The organism is Photorhabdus aegyptia (assembly GCF_000612035.1).
In the GTDB taxonomy this organism is placed as follows: Bacteria; Pseudomonadota; Gammaproteobacteria; order Enterobacterales; family Enterobacteriaceae; genus Photorhabdus; species Photorhabdus akhurstii.
The window spans coordinates 51,258-66,532 of sequence record NZ_JFGV01000010.1; the positions used below are offsets into that span (position 1 = coordinate 51,258).

Consider the following 15,275-nt stretch of genomic DNA (forward strand, 5'->3'; position numbering starts at 1 on the left):
TCAGGATCGATAAGCTTTTTTATTCAGTGCAAATAGCAATTTTTCATGAATACCACCAAACCCACCATTACTCATAACCAGAATATGATCACCCTGTTGTGCCTTATCAACAATCATATTTACCAGTGAATCGATATCGGCACTCCAGTAAGCAGGCTGAACACAGCGATCTGCAATTTCTGATACATGCCATTTAATATTAGCTGGCTGAAATAAAAACACTTCGTCAGCACGTCCTAGTGCTGGCGCGATCTCATTCTTACTGATACCCATTCTCATGGTATTTGAACGCGGTTCCAACACAGTAATAATACGCGCAGTTCCACCAACCTTACTACGCAGAGCTTCTAAAGTTGCCAGTATTGCTGTCGGGTGATGTGCAAAATCATCATAAACAGTGATGCCATTCTCCTCACCACGCAGCTCAAGGCGACGACGTGCATTAATAAATTCACTTAGAGCACAACAGGCATCTGCTGGCTGGACACCAACATGATGTGCAGCGGCAATTGCAATCAGCCCGTTGCGCATATTATGTTCACCCACCAGAGACCAGTTCACTTCTCCAACAACTTTACCATCATAAAACACCTGATAATTACGGCTGTCTGTGCTGATCTTTTTTGCCTGCCAGTTACCGGTTTCACCCACTAGCTCCAATTCACTCCAGCAGCCCATAGACAAAACCTGTTTCAGGTTAATATCGTTATCCGGGATAAGGATCTTGCCACTACCCGGAACGATCCTAACAAGATGATGGAACTGTCTCTGAATAGCTGCCAGATCGCCAAAAATATCACCATGATCGAATTCCAGATTGTTCATGATCAGCGTACGTGGGCTGTAATGAACAAACTTAGATCGTTTATCAAAAAAAGCACTGTCATATTCATCAGCTTCTATTACGAAAAACGGGCTTTCCCCGATCTGAGCTGATGTTTCAAAATTCCCCGGAACACCACCAATTAAGAAACCTGGTTTATAACCACAAGCTTCCAAAATCCAGGCTAACATACCCGCAGTTGTTGTCTTGCCATGCGTCCCTGCAACCGCCAGCACCCAACGTTCAGGCAAAACATAATCATGCAGCCATTGTGGGCCAGAAGTATAAGGGAGCCCACGCTCCAGCACCGCTTCTACACAAAGATTCCCACGGCTCATAATATTACCGATGATGACCATATCTGGCGCAGAATCCAACTGTACCGGGTCATATCCCTGAATCAGATTAATCCCATGTTTTTCCAGTAAGGTACTCATTGGTGGATAAACATTGGCATCAGAACCAGTCACTTCATGGCCAAGAGAACGTGCCAAAATCGCCAGTCCACCCATAAAAGTGCCGCAGATACCAAGAATATGAATACGCATTGATTTCCTATTCCATAGCATGAAGTTAGCCACTATTCTAACCATCAATAGCAAGATAAGAAATGGAATAGCCTATGAATCATCCCTTTCTTTGGCTAAACTGCCCGCGTAAGAGTGCAACAGTCACTCTAAAACCACTATCAAATCACATTCAGGACTTTCGTCATGAAAACATTAGGCGAATTCATCGTCGAAAAGCAGCACGATTTTTCTCACGCTACGGGTGAACTCACTGCATTGCTCTCCGCTATTAAGCTCGGAGCAAAAATCATTCACCGTGATATCAACAAAGCCGGTTTAGTGGATATTTTAGGCACCAGCGGTGTGTCCAATATCCAAGGCGAGGTGCAGATGAAACTGGACCTGTATGCTAATGAAAAACTCAAAGCAGCACTGAAAGCACGCGGTGAAGTTGCGGGGATCGCTTCAGAGGAAGAAGATGATATCGTTATTTTTGAAGGAGACCGCGCTGAAAACGCAAAATATGTTGTTTTGATGGACCCATTAGATGGTTCTTCAAATATTGATGTAAACGTTTCCGTCGGTACTATCTTCTCTATCTACCGCCGTATTACCCCCATCGGCCAGCCAGTGACTGAAAAAGATTTCCTGCAACCAGGCCATCGTCAAGTCGCCGCCGGATATGTTGTTTACGGTTCTTCAACTATGCTGGTTTACACCACCGGCTGTGGGGTACACGCCTTTACTTACGATCCTTCCTTGGGAGTATTTTGTCTTTCCCATGAGAAAGTTCAGTTCCCAGCCAATGGCAATATGTATTCCATCAACGAAGGGAATTACATCAAATTCCCTATGGGGGTAAAGAAATACATCAAATATTGCCAGGAACAAGATGAAGCAACTCAGCGCCCTTATACCACCCGTTATATTGGTTCGCTGGTTGCTGATTTCCACCGAAATTTACTGAAAGGCGGTATCTACATTTACCCAAGCACCGCCAGTCATCCATCAGGAAAATTACGCCTGCTGTATGAATGTAATCCAATGGCATTCCTGGCTGAACAAGCCGGCGGTAAAGCGAGTGATGGAGTTAATCGCATTCTAGATATCATCCCATCCAAACTGCATCAGCGCGTTCCTTTCTTTGTGGGTAGTAAATCAATGGTGGAGAAAGCAGAGAGTTTTATGGCTGAGTTCCCAGATGAGTAATTTCATCGGCTAATGACGGATAAGCGGCGGGATTTTTCGTCGCTTTTTTGATTTTAACTAGTTACTTTATTACTGATTGGTGAGCACCTAACAGATCACCTTCAATAAAATGGCGACTACACAAAATCGTGCACAAGCTCCATATTCAGCACTCATTGATAAAGTGCATTCATTTTAGCCTGTTTTACCTATAGTGACTGCACCCCGGGGCTATCATCAAACTCAGCGGCAGCATCAACCAACAAGCTACTTGTCAGAAAAATGGAGAGTACTTTAAAAAATGTTTTGGCTATAATACTCCCCACTCTATTCTGGTTTGAAATAAAGGAAACTTTCATGAGCCTGAACTTAGTACCGGCAGGAAAAGAACTGCCTGAAGATATCTATGTCATTATTGAGATCCCTGCAAATGCCGATCCGATTAAATATGAAATTGATAAAGAATCCGGTGCACTGTTTGTAGACCGTTTCATGTCTACCGCGATGTTCTATCCATGCAACTATGGTTACATCAACAACACTTTATCTCTGGATGGTGACCCGGTTGATGTTCTGGTTCCGACGCCATACCCACTACAACCAGGCTCTGTGATTCGTTGCCGTCCGGTTGGCGTTCTGAAAATGACTGATGAATCAGGTGAAGACGCGAAACTGGTTGCAGTTCCACATAGCAAACTAACCAAAGAGTATGATCACATTAAAGATGTGAACGATCTACCAGAACTACTGCGCGCTCAGATCACTCATTTCTTTGAGCGCTATAAAGATCTGGAAAAAGGTAAGTGGGTTAAAGTGGATGGTTGGGATAATGCCGAAGCTGCTAAAGCAGAAATTATCTCCTCTTTCGAACGTGCCGCTAAGAAATAGTTTTTTCCTGTTTGAATAATTAAAAAACCTCTGGGGAACATCACCAACAGAGGTTTTTTAATACCATACTCCCTTTTTATTACAAAAAAAGGCTTTTTATTTACTCTTCCGCATGACGCTTCAACCAGTCACCGCTTTTTATCCGCCGTAAACCAGTTATTGGAAACTGATAAAGATATATCCATGCATTGCCATACGGTGTCTGAATCAATTCCCTTAGATACTCCCGCGAATTATCTTTTAAATCGTCTAATTCTGTCAGGATAGTAGAATTGATTCGATATACCTCACATTCAATACTTCCATCACCACGGACAACCGCAGGATAATGCCCAAGGTCATATAGCTCATAGCCTTCCAGCCGATGATCACCTAACCATTGAGCATCAGTCATCCAGTGATGATTGCCCTGTTTGCGCCGTAAGCTGCCATAAACAATAATTCGCATTTTTAAAACTCAAACTGATAGAGCAAATCCAATGTCTGATCAATACCAGACACCGCTTCCAGATACAATCTAGGCATTAACCTATAACGTAAGGTTAATGTTGCCAGTGAATCAAATATACCAACACCATACTTAACTTGCAGATCTTTTGTAATCTTTCCGCTAACAACTACCTGTGATTTATCACCAACCCCCTGAGTATCCAGTGCTAAGTCGGAAACACCAAATATTTCACCGATCTTACCTACCAACTGACCACTCTGTGCAACCCCCAAACCTATTAATATTGCCGTCATCTGTGAGTTGTCCGAGTTACTATTCTCTAACCCTTCACCACGCAACAGATAAGAAAGTGCTTCCAATTGTGATCTAACAGGCTCTGAGAAAATTTCTACTTTTGGCTGATCCGCCAAACCGGTCACCCTTACCCCTGCAATAACCTGTCCATCGGTAGAATCTGGATTACGAATAGCTTCAATATTCAGCAATGGCTGATCAGGTGGACCGGAGAACATAATCAGCCCTTTACGAACAATCAGATCCTGCCCATAAGTATGGAAACGACCATCAAGAATATCAACTTGACCATTCAAACCCAGGCCCTGTTTATCTTGAACAACCTTCAGATCGCCTTTAAGTTGCGCTTTAAGGCCGAAAGCACTGAGACGAACATCGTCTCCTATATGAATCGTCAAGTTACTCTGAATCGGGATCGACGCTTTCTTCTCTTGTAATGGCTGGAGATTCTCATTCAATATAACTTCATCCGGTGAAGACTCAACTGTCGATTCTGGTAGCTCCTTCACCGTAATACGCGCCCAAGGAATACCAACGCTACCATCCAATTTCAGCAACTGAGGAGAAGCCTCAAACACCAGAGCAGGGCTAACATCAATTTTCACCATTGGTGGAAAAACCACTCTTAACTTGTCACCATTAGCCGCCACTCTTGCATGCCATGCATCCACATTGCGCCAGTCTGCATCACCATTCAGGTTAAGTTGTCCTTTCGGGGTTTTGATAATCCCCTCAAGAACAGAGCGTACTCCATCAAAATTCACACCAATTTGCCCTTGAGTAATATCAAATGGGATCCAGTGACCTGAAACTTGCAATGCCCCCAAGTTCAACCGGCCAAACAATAATGGATTTTTGGCATTACCACCCAAACGCAGGTTAGCATTCAAATGACCTTCCGCCTTATCACCTTTCCCTAGAATCGGCTTGATTAACGCCAGTGAAATATCCTGAATATCGACATTGCCCGATAGCTTACGGCTCCCTGCAAGATCAGCAATCTGAACGTCACCGTTAAACTGACCATTTCCCATAATCTTAAACAACCAATTCAGCTTTGCCGTGCCATTCTTCAAGCCTGCATTAAGTGTCAGCGTCTGGAAATCTACCGGTAACGCAGTACCATCAACCATCTGCTTAACCTGCACCCCATCACCACGCAAATTAACATTGGCCTGAGGTAATCCGCTGTCCGCACTCCATTTAACGTCAGCATTGCCACTGAATACACCTTTCAAATGGGTTTCAGGCCCCAGTAATGGCTGAATCATCGCAAGATCAAAGCGTTCAAGAATAAGGGATGCGCTACCGCTGGCGCCTGCTTCAATGGATTTAGGCACGCAGAGCCGCGCATGTGGATTCAGCCAACAATGCGTGCCCACAGTGACTTTCTGTTGTTGATTAAGATAATCGAGAGTTATTGCTTTAGTTAAACGCCATTCCCCAACCGGGGTGTCAAAACGGGTATTGTCGATGCTGCCTTTCCATCGCTGTTGCTTACGATCAAAACTGCCATTAAGCGAAAGTTGACCCGCAATCGGCTCACCGTCGATCTTTAGTTGCAAGTTGTGCTGTTTCTCATTGCCCTTTGCATCCAACGCCAAATTACGGACAGTCAAATCCGCCTGTTTCAACTGACTGACTTTAACAGCAAGATCCCCGTGGATCTGTTCAGCAGAACGTACATTTCCCTTTACACTCACACGATCAATACGCAAATCCTGCCACTTCAATCCATTAGCATTGAGATCAGCCAAAAGTTGAGGCGTTTGCATATTACCGCGCAATTTCAGCGTCCCATTCACGACACCGCCAAGCCCCGGTAATATGCCATCCAGCTTCGGTGCACTGATATCGCCATCCAGTTTCCACTGTTTGGACAACTGTCCCTGGAGATTCAATTTATTGCGCCCTAAAGCTAGCTCAAATTGAGGAATATTCCACTGACCAGCCGCGTTACCAGAAATCTTACCTCTGGCTTTTACTAAGTTCTGTTTTACGTTGCCGTCCAGCATAATTTCCGGGATCTGGAGCTGCCAACTACCACCGTGTAAACTACCACGGGTAACTATTTTTCCATCTACTTTGGCGGGCCATTCCGGCCACTGTTTAGCGGTATTGATCCCGGAGAGTGCCAGTACCGCATTCCAACTGACCGCCTTACTCCAGTCTGCCACACCTGCCAATTCAGCCTTTCCCTGCAAAGCAGATAGGCGTAGACGGGTCAACTTAAACTGCTCTTCATTGCCTTTAGCATCTAACACGAGTAATGCCGGTGGAATTTCATTCCCCTTAATACTGGAACGCAATGACAGATCATAACCACTGGCCTTACCATTTAGACGCATTCTTACACTATCAAGCTGATATTCAGGCGTTCCCGTTAAAGGCCAACTTAGTTGCTGGCTTTCAAACATCATTCGCACTGGCAAACCCGCCTTCGCCAGTTCCGCTTGAGCATCAAGTTTAGCCCTGACAGGACCAGACAAATTCATTCCCAAGCTAAGTTGCTCCAGTAAAGCGCCATTAAGCTTTACATCAACCTTTTGCCCCTGAATCTCTTGTCGACTTAATTCACCTTTTATTACCAATTTTATCGGCCACTGCTGCGCCAGAGTCGCAGAACCATTAATGGCAATAGAACCTTCCGGCATTTTAACATTCAATTTATTGAGCTGAATCTGCTGTCCCTGATTGCTAAGTTGCAGTAAAAACTCATTGATTGTGATATTGGTATCACCCGTCAGCCGTAATTGCTTACCACTGATCCCTTCAACAGTCATATCCAGTGGAATAGGCACTTCTGGTAACGTTGCCAATAGCGGCTGGGAGAACAATTTTTTCAGGATTTCCGCCAACGATTTTTCCGGTTCACTCCCTCGTTTCGCTTTCTCCTCTGCTTCCACCGTTTTCAGCCGTTCAGGGGGAGTTTTTGGCAGTCCCACCAGCAATCCATTAATTTTCGTTGGTTTAAGCGTTAATGCTTTTTGCTGCCACTGAGCTGCGGTCCTAAATTCATCAAGGGCAAATACCGTATCATTTACGGTGACAGTGACATTTTTAACAGATAGCAAATCAAGTGAGACTGGATACGGCGTCTTCAGTTCAGTCAAAGGCTCTGACTTTGACGACGGTTCTCCCGCAGGGGGCAATTGACTCGTATTAATCGCAACTTTTACGCCCTCCGTCGTCAATGCATTAACACATAACTGACTGTTTTTCAGACAGGAAAGACGCAACGAAAGATGAAGTTGATTGACATTAACATCCACTCCAGGCATTTGATACTTAACGCCTTTCAGTGTCAAATCTCGCCAACCGCCACTGACGCTGGCTATATCCAGTCCTGGTACCCAACGGGCAGCACTGTTAATCATAAAATGCAGACCAGATTGCGTTCCTACCAACCCGGCAACAACAATAACCAACAAAGTCACCATCAGTAAAAAAGCAATACTGGCCTTTTTAATCCATCTCATAATTCAGATCCTAACCCGATATAAAACTGGATATTACGGGATTCTGAATCCCCTATTGGTCTGGCAAGGTCAAATTTAATGGGCCCAACCGGAGAAGCCCAACGTACGCCAACACCTAGGCCGGTTTTAAAATTGCTTTTTCTAATGTCATTAATGGCTTCACCGGTATCAACAAAAACAGCACTCCACCAATTACCCGTTACGTTATATTGGTACTCAAGCGAACCCACAACCAGCGCGGACGCGCCGGTCAATTTTCCTTTATCGTCTTTAGGGGAAATTTTCTGATATCTGTAACCACGAACACTGTGATCACCGCCAGCGAAAAAGCGTAAGTCAGGTGGAACTTTCTCGAACGCATTGGTTTCTATCCAACCCAAATTACCCCGAGCAACAAAACGGTGATTATCCCAGTAAGTCCTGATCCAAACGTTTTGCGCCTGTAATACCAAGAAATCGACATCAGAACCCCAAAGGGTATCAGAGATATCAATAGAATAGCGCTGGCTATCGCCCCAATAAGGCATTGTCCCCCCACGCTGGCGAATACGGCTAACATTTGCTCCTGGGTATAATAACATTGCCGTATTGGTGACATTAGCCTGAGTAAAGTGGCTGAGACTCCAACGCATATTGACCCCATACTGCCAACCCGTTGAAAGATCCCAATTACGGGAAAGATTTACTGTCGCGGTATCTGATACGGTATCGTTGATATCTTTACGCTTATAACCTGTCTGCAATGCGTAATATTGCTCTAACGGGTTTACTTTCAGCGGCATTTTATAGGTGGCATCAACAACCTGCTCAGGCGCCGAAAGGTTGATGCTGGTGCTAAGGCTGTGTCCACGGGAATTAAGCCAGGGTTTTGTCCATTTCGCTTTTACCCGTGGTCCTATATCAGATCCATAACCCCCACCCAGTTCAACATAGTTTTTGGAACGTGGAGTTAATACTGCTTCAAGAGGAAGCATTCCGTCACCGTTTTTTCTCGCGGTATTAAAATCCGGTGTAACTACCGCTGAATTAAACCAGCCAGTTTCTGCTAACCGCCGATTCAATTCGGCCAATTGTTCTGAGGTATAAAAATCCCCTTCTTTGAACGGAACCAGAGGATTCAGATAATCTTCGCGGATCTGTGAACCACGATAACGTATCTGACCAAAGTGATAACGCTCACCGCTATTAAAAACAAAGTCCCAGAATGCCTCATGCCGCGCTTTGGAAACACCCAATTGGCTCTTTTTCATAACAGCGTCAAAATAACCTTTCCTAATAGCAAGCCCAGTCAGAGAACCTTTAAGGCTTTCATATTCATCATGATTAAGAACCGTTCCTTTCTTTGGGCTTTTGCTTTTTACCAGTTTGGCATAATCTCCATCTGTCTTTGCCCCACCTTCCAAAACAACATTAACACCGGCGATTCGCACAGGTTCACCTGCGGTAACTTTTGCCGTTAATACCGAGCGAGCAGGCGGTTTATTTTCCTGATAGGTAAACTCGATAATAGGTTCATAATAACCAAGCGGGCGCAAGCCTTCACGAATCGCTTTATCTACACGAGATCGGAAACGGCCATCTGGCGCAACTTCATCTGTGCTGATAGTGGAGAGATGAATTCGGGCATTTTTCTCTAAACTGCCTGTTAGTCCCTCTATTTTCAGACGAAGATTAGCGCTATAAACAATGGGAGAGGCGATAGACACGCAAAGAAAGCATAAAACGGGGTATCTTGACACGCGAACTCCTAACCTGATCGGAATAATTTGACTATAATAAATTTATCTTGAGTAAAGTTTATAATATATACAATCTATTAATGTCTGAAAACTTAATAATTACGGGAGTGAATTGTGCCAACAGCTAATAAAAGCCTATCTATTGATCCTCAAAGCGCATTACCAGGCAGAACCGAGCCACTTAAGGTTTCACCTAACCATGCTGTTACCGATCATGCGATAGAACCTGTCCCAGAAAATATGGAAGTTGCCTATTTTGGTATGGGATGCTTCTGGGGCGTAGAACGCCTATTTTGGCAACAACCTGATATTTACACCACCTCCGCAGGTTATAGCGGCGGTACAACAGCGAATCCAACTTACGAAGAAGTTTGTAGCGGCCTGACCGGACATGCTGAGGTTGTTAGAATTGTTTACGATCCAGCAAAAAACAGCTACGAAAACTTATTAAGACTTTTCTGGGAAAACCACGATCCCGCTCAAGGAATGCGCCAGGGCGGGGATATTGGTACTCAGTATCGCTCCACGATTTATACCATGTCACCTCAGCAACATGAAATGGCATTAGCCAGCCTTGAACGTTTCCAACAAGCAATGCAACAGAAAGGGGATAACCGCCCTATTACAACGGAGATCACAGAAGCGGGGCCATTCTATTTCGCTGAAGACTATCATCAACAATATCTATTTAAAAATCCTGAGGGGTATTGTGGACTAGGCGGTATTGGTGTTTGCCTACCCCAAATGAACAAAAACTAGTCGTTACATTTTATTAATGTTATAATTAATACGCTAATCAATGGTTTTCTAAGTGTTTGTTATCACTTTTTATTTTATATGATTTTTATTGTTTCCTCCGGTGCTCTTCTAAATGACAACCTACCCTACCACCGGAGGTAAAACACGGACCCCATATGCTAAATAGTCTCTTAATAGTGTTTCTATTGTGCGCGATAAGCGCCTTTTTTTCGTTATCTGAAATCTCTCTTGCTGCCTCCAGACGAATCAAACTAAAACTGATGGTCGATGAGGGTAATGTCAACGCAGCCCATGTCCTCAAATTACAAGAAACCCCGGGAATGTTTTTTACCGTGGTGCAAATCGGCCTAAATGCAGTGGCAATTTTGGCAGGTGTTGTCGGTGAATCCGCATTCTCCCCTTCACTGAAAGCTTTTTTCATGAAATTTATGCGTCCTGAATGGGCGGAACAGTTGGGCTTTATCTGCTCATTTACCATTGTGACCAGTATATTCATTTTGCTCGCAGACTTGACACCAAAACGTATCGGCATGATCAAGCCTGAAGCTGTCGCAGTGAAAATCGTAAACCCAATGCGTTTCTGTCTGACAGTTTTCCGTCCGCTAGTTTGGCTATTTAATGGCCTGTCTGATCTTATCTTTAAGATTTTTAAAATTCCGACAACGCGTAATGAAGACATCACATCTGATGATATTTTTGCGGTTGTGGAAGCAGGCGCTGTTGCTGGTATTCTGCGTAAACAAGAGCATGAACTGATTGAAAACGTGTTCGAACTCGAATCCCGTACAGTGCCCTCGGCCATGACCTCAAGGGAAAGTATCATCTACTTCGATAAGAATGAAAGTGAAGAAAGTATCAAACAGCAGGTTTCCAGCCAGCCACACTCCAAATACCTGATATGTGATGGAGATATTGACCACGTTATCGGTTATGTGGATTCCAAAGACCTACTCAACCGTGTCTTGAGTGGTCAAAGCCTAAGCTTCAACAAGGGTGTCCAGATCCGCAACGCTCTGATCATTCCAGATACTTTAACGCTTTCCGATGCTTTAGAAAGTTTTAAAGCGGCGGGTGAAGATTTCGCTATTATCCTGAATGAATATGCGCTGGTAATGGGTGTGATTACCCTTAATGATGTTATGACTACCCTGATGGGTGATTTAGTCGGCCAAGGGCAGGAAGAGCAGATTATCATCCGTGACGAAAATTCATGGTTAGTAGAAGGGGGAACACCTATCGATGATGTACAGCGGGTACTGGATATTGATGACTTCCCTGATTCAAGTAACTATGAAACCATTGCCGGTTTCATGATGTTCCGGCTGCGTAAAATTCCAAAGTGTACCGATTCAGTCAAATTTGCTGGTTACAAGTTTGAAGTTGTCGATATTGATAACTACAAAATCGATCAGCTACTAGTCACAAAAATCACGGATATTCCCACCGCGACGCCAACACAAAACCTACTTATCAGTGATGATAAATAAAAACGGCCTACTCTTGAACTAAGGCCGTTTAGTATTCTCGTTAAGCGCCACTCATTGTTATTTTGTGGCGCTCTGATTACATCAGTATGAATATGCAACCCGACTCTTTTTCGTTATCTATCCTATTTCGGCCTGCAAACGTAGCACTTGCTGATTGACTTCGCTCATTACACTAAAATGGCGCTTATCTCTCACCTTCGGTGGTAAAATTTTGCCACAGTCGAATTCAAAAGCCCCCATATCTTTAATGTATAAACGTCCACGGAATAAAGTTTTAACGTAGAGAGCAATTTTCAGTGGGTTATATCGGTGAAAAATTTTCATCTCTGCTTTTTTCCTCCTAAGTGCTTCTTACGGTTACGTTTGGTGAACCAACTCCATACACGATACCGTTATGTAGAATAATAGACTGAATTTATCCGATTTTGTTCCCTCCATTTTTAGTTTTATGCACCGAATTTACATAAAATGACAGATATTTAGATATACATAACTATGTAACTTTATCTCTTACTTAATGTTAAAAATTTGATCTTCTTTAAAGAGATAAATCAGTTAATACCCGCTATGCTAGAGATCCATGTATTGTCACATTAACCTACAAAGGAAAAATTATGATAAAGAACTTTATGCTATATGCTGCGCTACTTTGTTCTCCTGCTTTAGCATTCGCTCACAACATCACCCTGGAACAGCAGGTTCCTTCGATCAATGTCTCTGATAAAGGTGAGTTGCTACTCAATAATAACAAGTTTAGCTACCAAAATTGGGATAGTGGAAAACTGATTGGTAAAGTGAGAGTCATACAACATATTGCAGGTCGTAGTGCCGCTAAAGAGATGAATGCTCCGCTGATAGAAGAGATAAAACGCGCTGATTTTTCAAAAGAAAAATACCAAACCACCACCATCATCAATGTCAGTGACGCCATATTCGGTACTGGGCCATTTGTCCGCAGTAGTATTGAAGATAGCAAAAAAGAGTTTCCGTGGTCTCAGTTTATCGCTGACAGCAACGGTGTGGTCAAAAAAGCTTGGCAGTTGGAAGCGAAAAGTTCTGCCATTATTGTCCTGGACAAAAATGGCGCAGCGAAGTTTGCCAAAGAAGGTAAGCTAAACAGTAGCGAAATCAAACAGGTAATTGAGTTAGTTCGTAAAGAACTACAGTAAAAACATCCGTGGTGATAACGACTTGCAGGTATGTTTTCGTTTGCCCTTATCACCACTATTCTGCTAAAAAACAAATCTACTGAAAAACAAATCTGCTAAAAAACAGCCACGATTAAAAAATCGTTACTCTAAATCCCGGATTTAGGAATGATTCACGAGGCGTATAATCTAGAGTCTGACCTTTCCAGTTCGTCACGTGAGCACCGGCAGCAATGGCTATAGCGTGACCCGCCGCAGTATCCCAGATATGAGTGGGCCCAAAGCGAGGATAAAGTTGCGCTTTTCCTTCAGCCACCAAACAGAACTTCAGTGAAGACCCCACAGAAACCGTCTGATGTTCACCTAACTGATTGAGATAATCTTCTAATTCTGTATCCATATGAGAACGGCTAACGACTACCATTGGTGGATTAGCATCACGAATTTTAATCGGCAAGCATTGACCACCACCGGCTTTTTTCCATGCCTGCCGCCCTTGCCCGGAATAAAGCGTATCCTGCACAGGAGCATATATGACCCCCATCACAGGAACGCCCTCGTCAATCAAGGCGATATTAACCGTAAATTCACCGTTACGATTAATAAATTCCTTAGTACCATCCAGAGGATCAACTAACCAATAGCGCTTCCAATCACGCCTTTCTTCCCAAGAGGGAAGCTCTTCTTCCGACAACAGTGGAATTTCTGGAGCGATACGGGATAATCCGGCTTTAATGATTTTATGAGCTACAATATCAGCCATAGTAACCGGTGAATCATCTTGCTTATGATCAACTTTCAGAGGATGTTCATCCTGATAAATTGTCATAATAGCCGCACCAGCTTCCTGAGCCAGTTGGCAGATTTGTTCTAACATCATACACCTCTGCGGTTAGTCATCTGTTATCATTTTAGACTATATTACCAATTGATCTTTTATTGGAACGGTAAGAATTTTATTACCCCTCTTAAAATAAAAACAACTGGATATACCTGCTCAAGTTACTGACAATCTGATGCAATCGCTATTATCTTCATGTTCTCACCAAGCACTTTTGCCCAATATGATGCCGTCATCTAACCCGTTGTACCACCAACAATTCATTCATTTAAGTTAAGCATTAAAAACCTTGTGTTAATATCCGCGACTTCGTTGTAAACCCTGGCACACCGCAAGCGCCACTAAAGACAACATGGCGGCTATCAGTAACGCCATAGCTTCCGAGATATGGATGACAGACTCCTCGCTGTGTTGCGTCAACAATGAAAAAAAAGCGACTCCTGCGGCAAACCCGACTTGACGCAACGTGCTGGTAAGAGCTGCCGCCAATCCTGAATTCTCAGGAGCAACATTGTCCATCACCAGCCTTGCCATCAATGGGTTAAGTACTGCCGCTCCCGTACCTAACAACAACAATCCAACCGCCAACAACCAAACATTCCCATCAACAACCGGACTAAAGATACCAGCCAACAGCACCAATCCAACCGTTAACATCAGGAATCCCTCGGTAGCTTGAAGATTGAAACGCTCGGCAATCCTCAATAAAGGTACCAAGGTTAACGGCAAAGAAAGCAATAGCATTGTCATAGCCAGATACAATGCATCAAAGCCCAATTTCACCGCGAAATATTGCGGTAACACCACAAATAAGCTCCAATAGGCGATAGAAAAAATAATCGGCAGAACCAATGAGATAACAAAGGCACCATTTTTAAGCTCAGGTAAACGTGTGAAACTACGCACAGAAAAATGGTGACACAGCCAAACGCTTATTCCCCCTAGAATAAGCAGCGTTGCCTTGATGATAGTGCCATTCTGACCCGGAAGCACTTGATCGATATATTGATACATGGTGACCAACAACAGAATCGCCGTCACTGGTAAGGTACTAAACAGAGAAACACGGCTTAACGCCCCACCGGCAGACAAAGTGCGGCCTTTTCTTTTCAACATCAAGAATACAACCAGCCCCCCTAAGGGCAAATTAAGTAACAATATCCATGACCAATCCAGCATCCTGATTATCAAGCCCCCTAAAGGCGGCCCCAAAGAAAAACTCAGCCCAAGTATCATTGACCAGGTTTTGAAAACCTGTGAACGGTTACTACTTCCCACGGGAAATAGAAGATTCAACAACGCCATCGCCGCTGTATTCAAAAAAGCGGCGGCAATGCCTTGAATTAAACGAACAAAGATAAAACTGCCAAGAGAAACACAACTAACGGACATATAAGAAGCAACAACGAACACCAACAAGGCGGAAATCAGTGTTCTCATGGCTCCCAGACGGTCAGTGATTATTCCGGCGGGTAATAGGAAAGCAGCAAAGCCTGCTGTATAAGAAATGCTGAGCCATGCTCCTTCTTTAACACCAAAACCAAGTTCAGTCGCGATCACCGGGATAGCAACCCCTAAGCCAGTTGTATCAAAACCAATCATAAAGGTGACGATCATGATGGCGATAAATATAGCTCTGTATTTCGTCTCTTGATTAGAAGAATTCATA

At 43.7% G+C, this 15,275-nt stretch carries 12 protein-coding genes; 5 read left to right on the plus strand and 7 right to left on the minus strand.

Annotated features, from left to right (window positions below; translation table 11 throughout):
* Nucleotides 1-1,371 (minus strand): UDP-N-acetylmuramate:L-alanyl-gamma-D-glutamyl-meso-diaminopimelate ligase, encoded by a 1,371-nt coding sequence (gene mpl, locus BA1DRAFT_RS04605; protein WP_036776553.1) that lies wholly within the window; start codon nucleotides 1,369-1,371, stop codon nucleotides 1-3.
* 165 nt (nucleotides 1,372-1,536) lie between these two features.
* Here mpl and fbp point away from each other — a divergent pair, with 165 nt between their 5' ends.
* Nucleotides 1,537-2,541, plus strand: a complete 1,005-nt coding sequence (gene fbp / locus BA1DRAFT_RS04610) for a class 1 fructose-bisphosphatase (RefSeq protein WP_036776555.1) — start codon at nucleotides 1,537-1,539, stop codon at nucleotides 2,539-2,541.
* A gap of 336 nt (nucleotides 2,542-2,877) precedes the next feature.
* On the plus strand, nucleotides 2,878-3,408 hold the full coding sequence (ppa, locus tag BA1DRAFT_RS04615) for an inorganic diphosphatase (RefSeq protein WP_036776561.1): 531 nt from the start codon (nucleotides 2,878-2,880) through the stop codon (nucleotides 3,406-3,408).
* Between the two features lie 100 nt (nucleotides 3,409-3,508).
* On the opposite strand, the gene BA1DRAFT_RS04620 is transcribed toward ppa, so the two are convergent.
* Genes BA1DRAFT_RS04620 through tamA form a run of 3 tightly spaced genes read right to left on the minus strand, consistent with a single transcriptional unit; the run spans nucleotide 3,509 to nucleotide 9,371 of the window.
* Nucleotides 3,509-3,856 (minus strand): gamma-glutamylcyclotransferase family protein, encoded by a 348-nt coding sequence (locus BA1DRAFT_RS04620; RefSeq protein ID WP_036776564.1) that lies wholly within the window; start codon nucleotides 3,854-3,856, stop codon nucleotides 3,509-3,511.
* A 2-nt stretch (nucleotides 3,857-3,858) separates the two neighbouring features.
* Nucleotides 3,859-7,632 (minus strand): autotransporter assembly complex protein TamB, encoded by a 3,774-nt coding sequence (gene tamB / locus BA1DRAFT_RS04625; protein WP_036776566.1) that lies wholly within the window; start codon nucleotides 7,630-7,632, stop codon nucleotides 3,859-3,861.
* The gene (gene tamA / locus BA1DRAFT_RS04630) at nucleotides 7,629-9,371 is read right to left on the minus strand and encodes an autotransporter assembly complex protein TamA (protein WP_036776569.1); all 1,743 of its coding nucleotides are present in this window, start codon (nucleotides 9,369-9,371) and stop codon (nucleotides 7,629-7,631) included. The genes tamB and tamA overlap by 4 nt, the downstream gene beginning before the upstream one ends.
* 111 nt (nucleotides 9,372-9,482) lie before the next feature.
* On the opposite strand from tamA, the gene msrA reads away from it, so the two are divergent.
* Together msrA and paeA are read left to right on the plus strand one after the other, a co-directional pair.
* Nucleotides 9,483-10,130: a peptide-methionine (S)-S-oxide reductase MsrA gene (gene msrA, locus BA1DRAFT_RS04635; RefSeq protein ID WP_332008658.1), complete on the plus strand. Its 648-nt coding sequence runs from the start codon at nucleotides 9,483-9,485 to the stop codon at nucleotides 10,128-10,130.
* A gap of 155 nt (nucleotides 10,131-10,285) precedes the next feature.
* Nucleotides 10,286-11,617: a polyamine export protein PaeA gene (paeA, locus tag BA1DRAFT_RS04640; RefSeq protein WP_036776572.1), complete on the plus strand. Its 1,332-nt coding sequence runs from the start codon at nucleotides 10,286-10,288 to the stop codon at nucleotides 11,615-11,617.
* A 117-nt stretch (nucleotides 11,618-11,734) separates the two neighbouring features.
* Here paeA and BA1DRAFT_RS04645 read toward each other — a convergent pair whose 3' ends face one another.
* Nucleotides 11,735-11,941, minus strand: a complete 207-nt coding sequence (locus tag BA1DRAFT_RS04645) for a DUF1107 domain-containing protein (protein WP_011148633.1) — start codon at nucleotides 11,939-11,941, stop codon at nucleotides 11,735-11,737.
* A gap of 290 nt (nucleotides 11,942-12,231) precedes the next feature.
* On the opposite strand from BA1DRAFT_RS04645, the gene BA1DRAFT_RS04650 reads away from it, so the two are divergent.
* Nucleotides 12,232-12,786 carry a YtfJ family protein gene (locus BA1DRAFT_RS04650; protein ID WP_036776573.1) on the plus strand — a complete coding sequence of 185 codons (555 nt, stop codon included), beginning with the start codon at nucleotides 12,232-12,234 and terminating at the stop codon, nucleotides 12,784-12,786.
* Nucleotides 12,787-12,898: 112 nt separating this feature from the next.
* Here the strand turns inward: BA1DRAFT_RS04650 and cysQ are convergent, their stop codons facing one another.
* Nucleotides 12,899-13,642, minus strand: a complete 744-nt coding sequence (cysQ, locus tag BA1DRAFT_RS04655; RefSeq protein WP_036776574.1) for a 3'(2'),5'-bisphosphate nucleotidase CysQ — start codon at nucleotides 13,640-13,642, stop codon at nucleotides 12,899-12,901.
* Between the two features lie 258 nt (nucleotides 13,643-13,900).
* On the minus strand, nucleotides 13,901-15,274 hold the full coding sequence (locus tag BA1DRAFT_RS04660; RefSeq protein ID WP_082303633.1) for an MFS transporter: 1,374 nt from the start codon (nucleotides 15,272-15,274) through the stop codon (nucleotides 13,901-13,903).
* Nucleotide 15,275: the final 1 nt, after the last annotated feature.

Excerpts from the sequence above, each read along its gene's own strand:
- paeA (WP_036776572.1), top strand. The coding sequence starts at position 10,286 with ATGCTAAATAGTCTCTTAATAGTGTTTCTATTGTGCGCGATAAGCGCC.
- tamB (WP_036776566.1), bottom strand. The coding sequence starts at position 7,632 with ATGAGATGGATTAAAAAGGCCAGTATTGCTTTTTTACTGATGGTGACT.
- cysQ (WP_036776574.1), bottom strand. The coding sequence starts at position 13,642 with ATGTTAGAACAAATCTGCCAACTGGCTCAGGAAGCTGGTGCGGCTATT.
- BA1DRAFT_RS04645 (WP_011148633.1), bottom strand. The coding sequence starts at position 11,941 with ATGAAAATTTTTCACCGATATAACCCACTGAAAATTGCTCTCTACGTT.
- BA1DRAFT_RS04660 (WP_082303633.1), bottom strand. The coding sequence starts at position 15,274 with ATGAATTCTTCTAATCAAGAGACGAAATACAGAGCTATATTTATCGCC.
- mpl (WP_036776553.1), bottom strand. The coding sequence starts at position 1,371 with ATGCGTATTCATATTCTTGGTATCTGCGGCACTTTTATGGGTGGACTG.
- BA1DRAFT_RS04650 (WP_036776573.1), top strand. The coding sequence starts at position 12,232 with ATGATAAAGAACTTTATGCTATATGCTGCGCTACTTTGTTCTCCTGCT.
- BA1DRAFT_RS04620 (WP_036776564.1), bottom strand. The coding sequence starts at position 3,856 with ATGCGAATTATTGTTTATGGCAGCTTACGGCGCAAACAGGGCAATCAT.
- fbp (WP_036776555.1), top strand. The coding sequence starts at position 1,537 with ATGAAAACATTAGGCGAATTCATCGTCGAAAAGCAGCACGATTTTTCT.
- ppa (WP_036776561.1), top strand. The coding sequence starts at position 2,878 with ATGAGCCTGAACTTAGTACCGGCAGGAAAAGAACTGCCTGAAGATATC.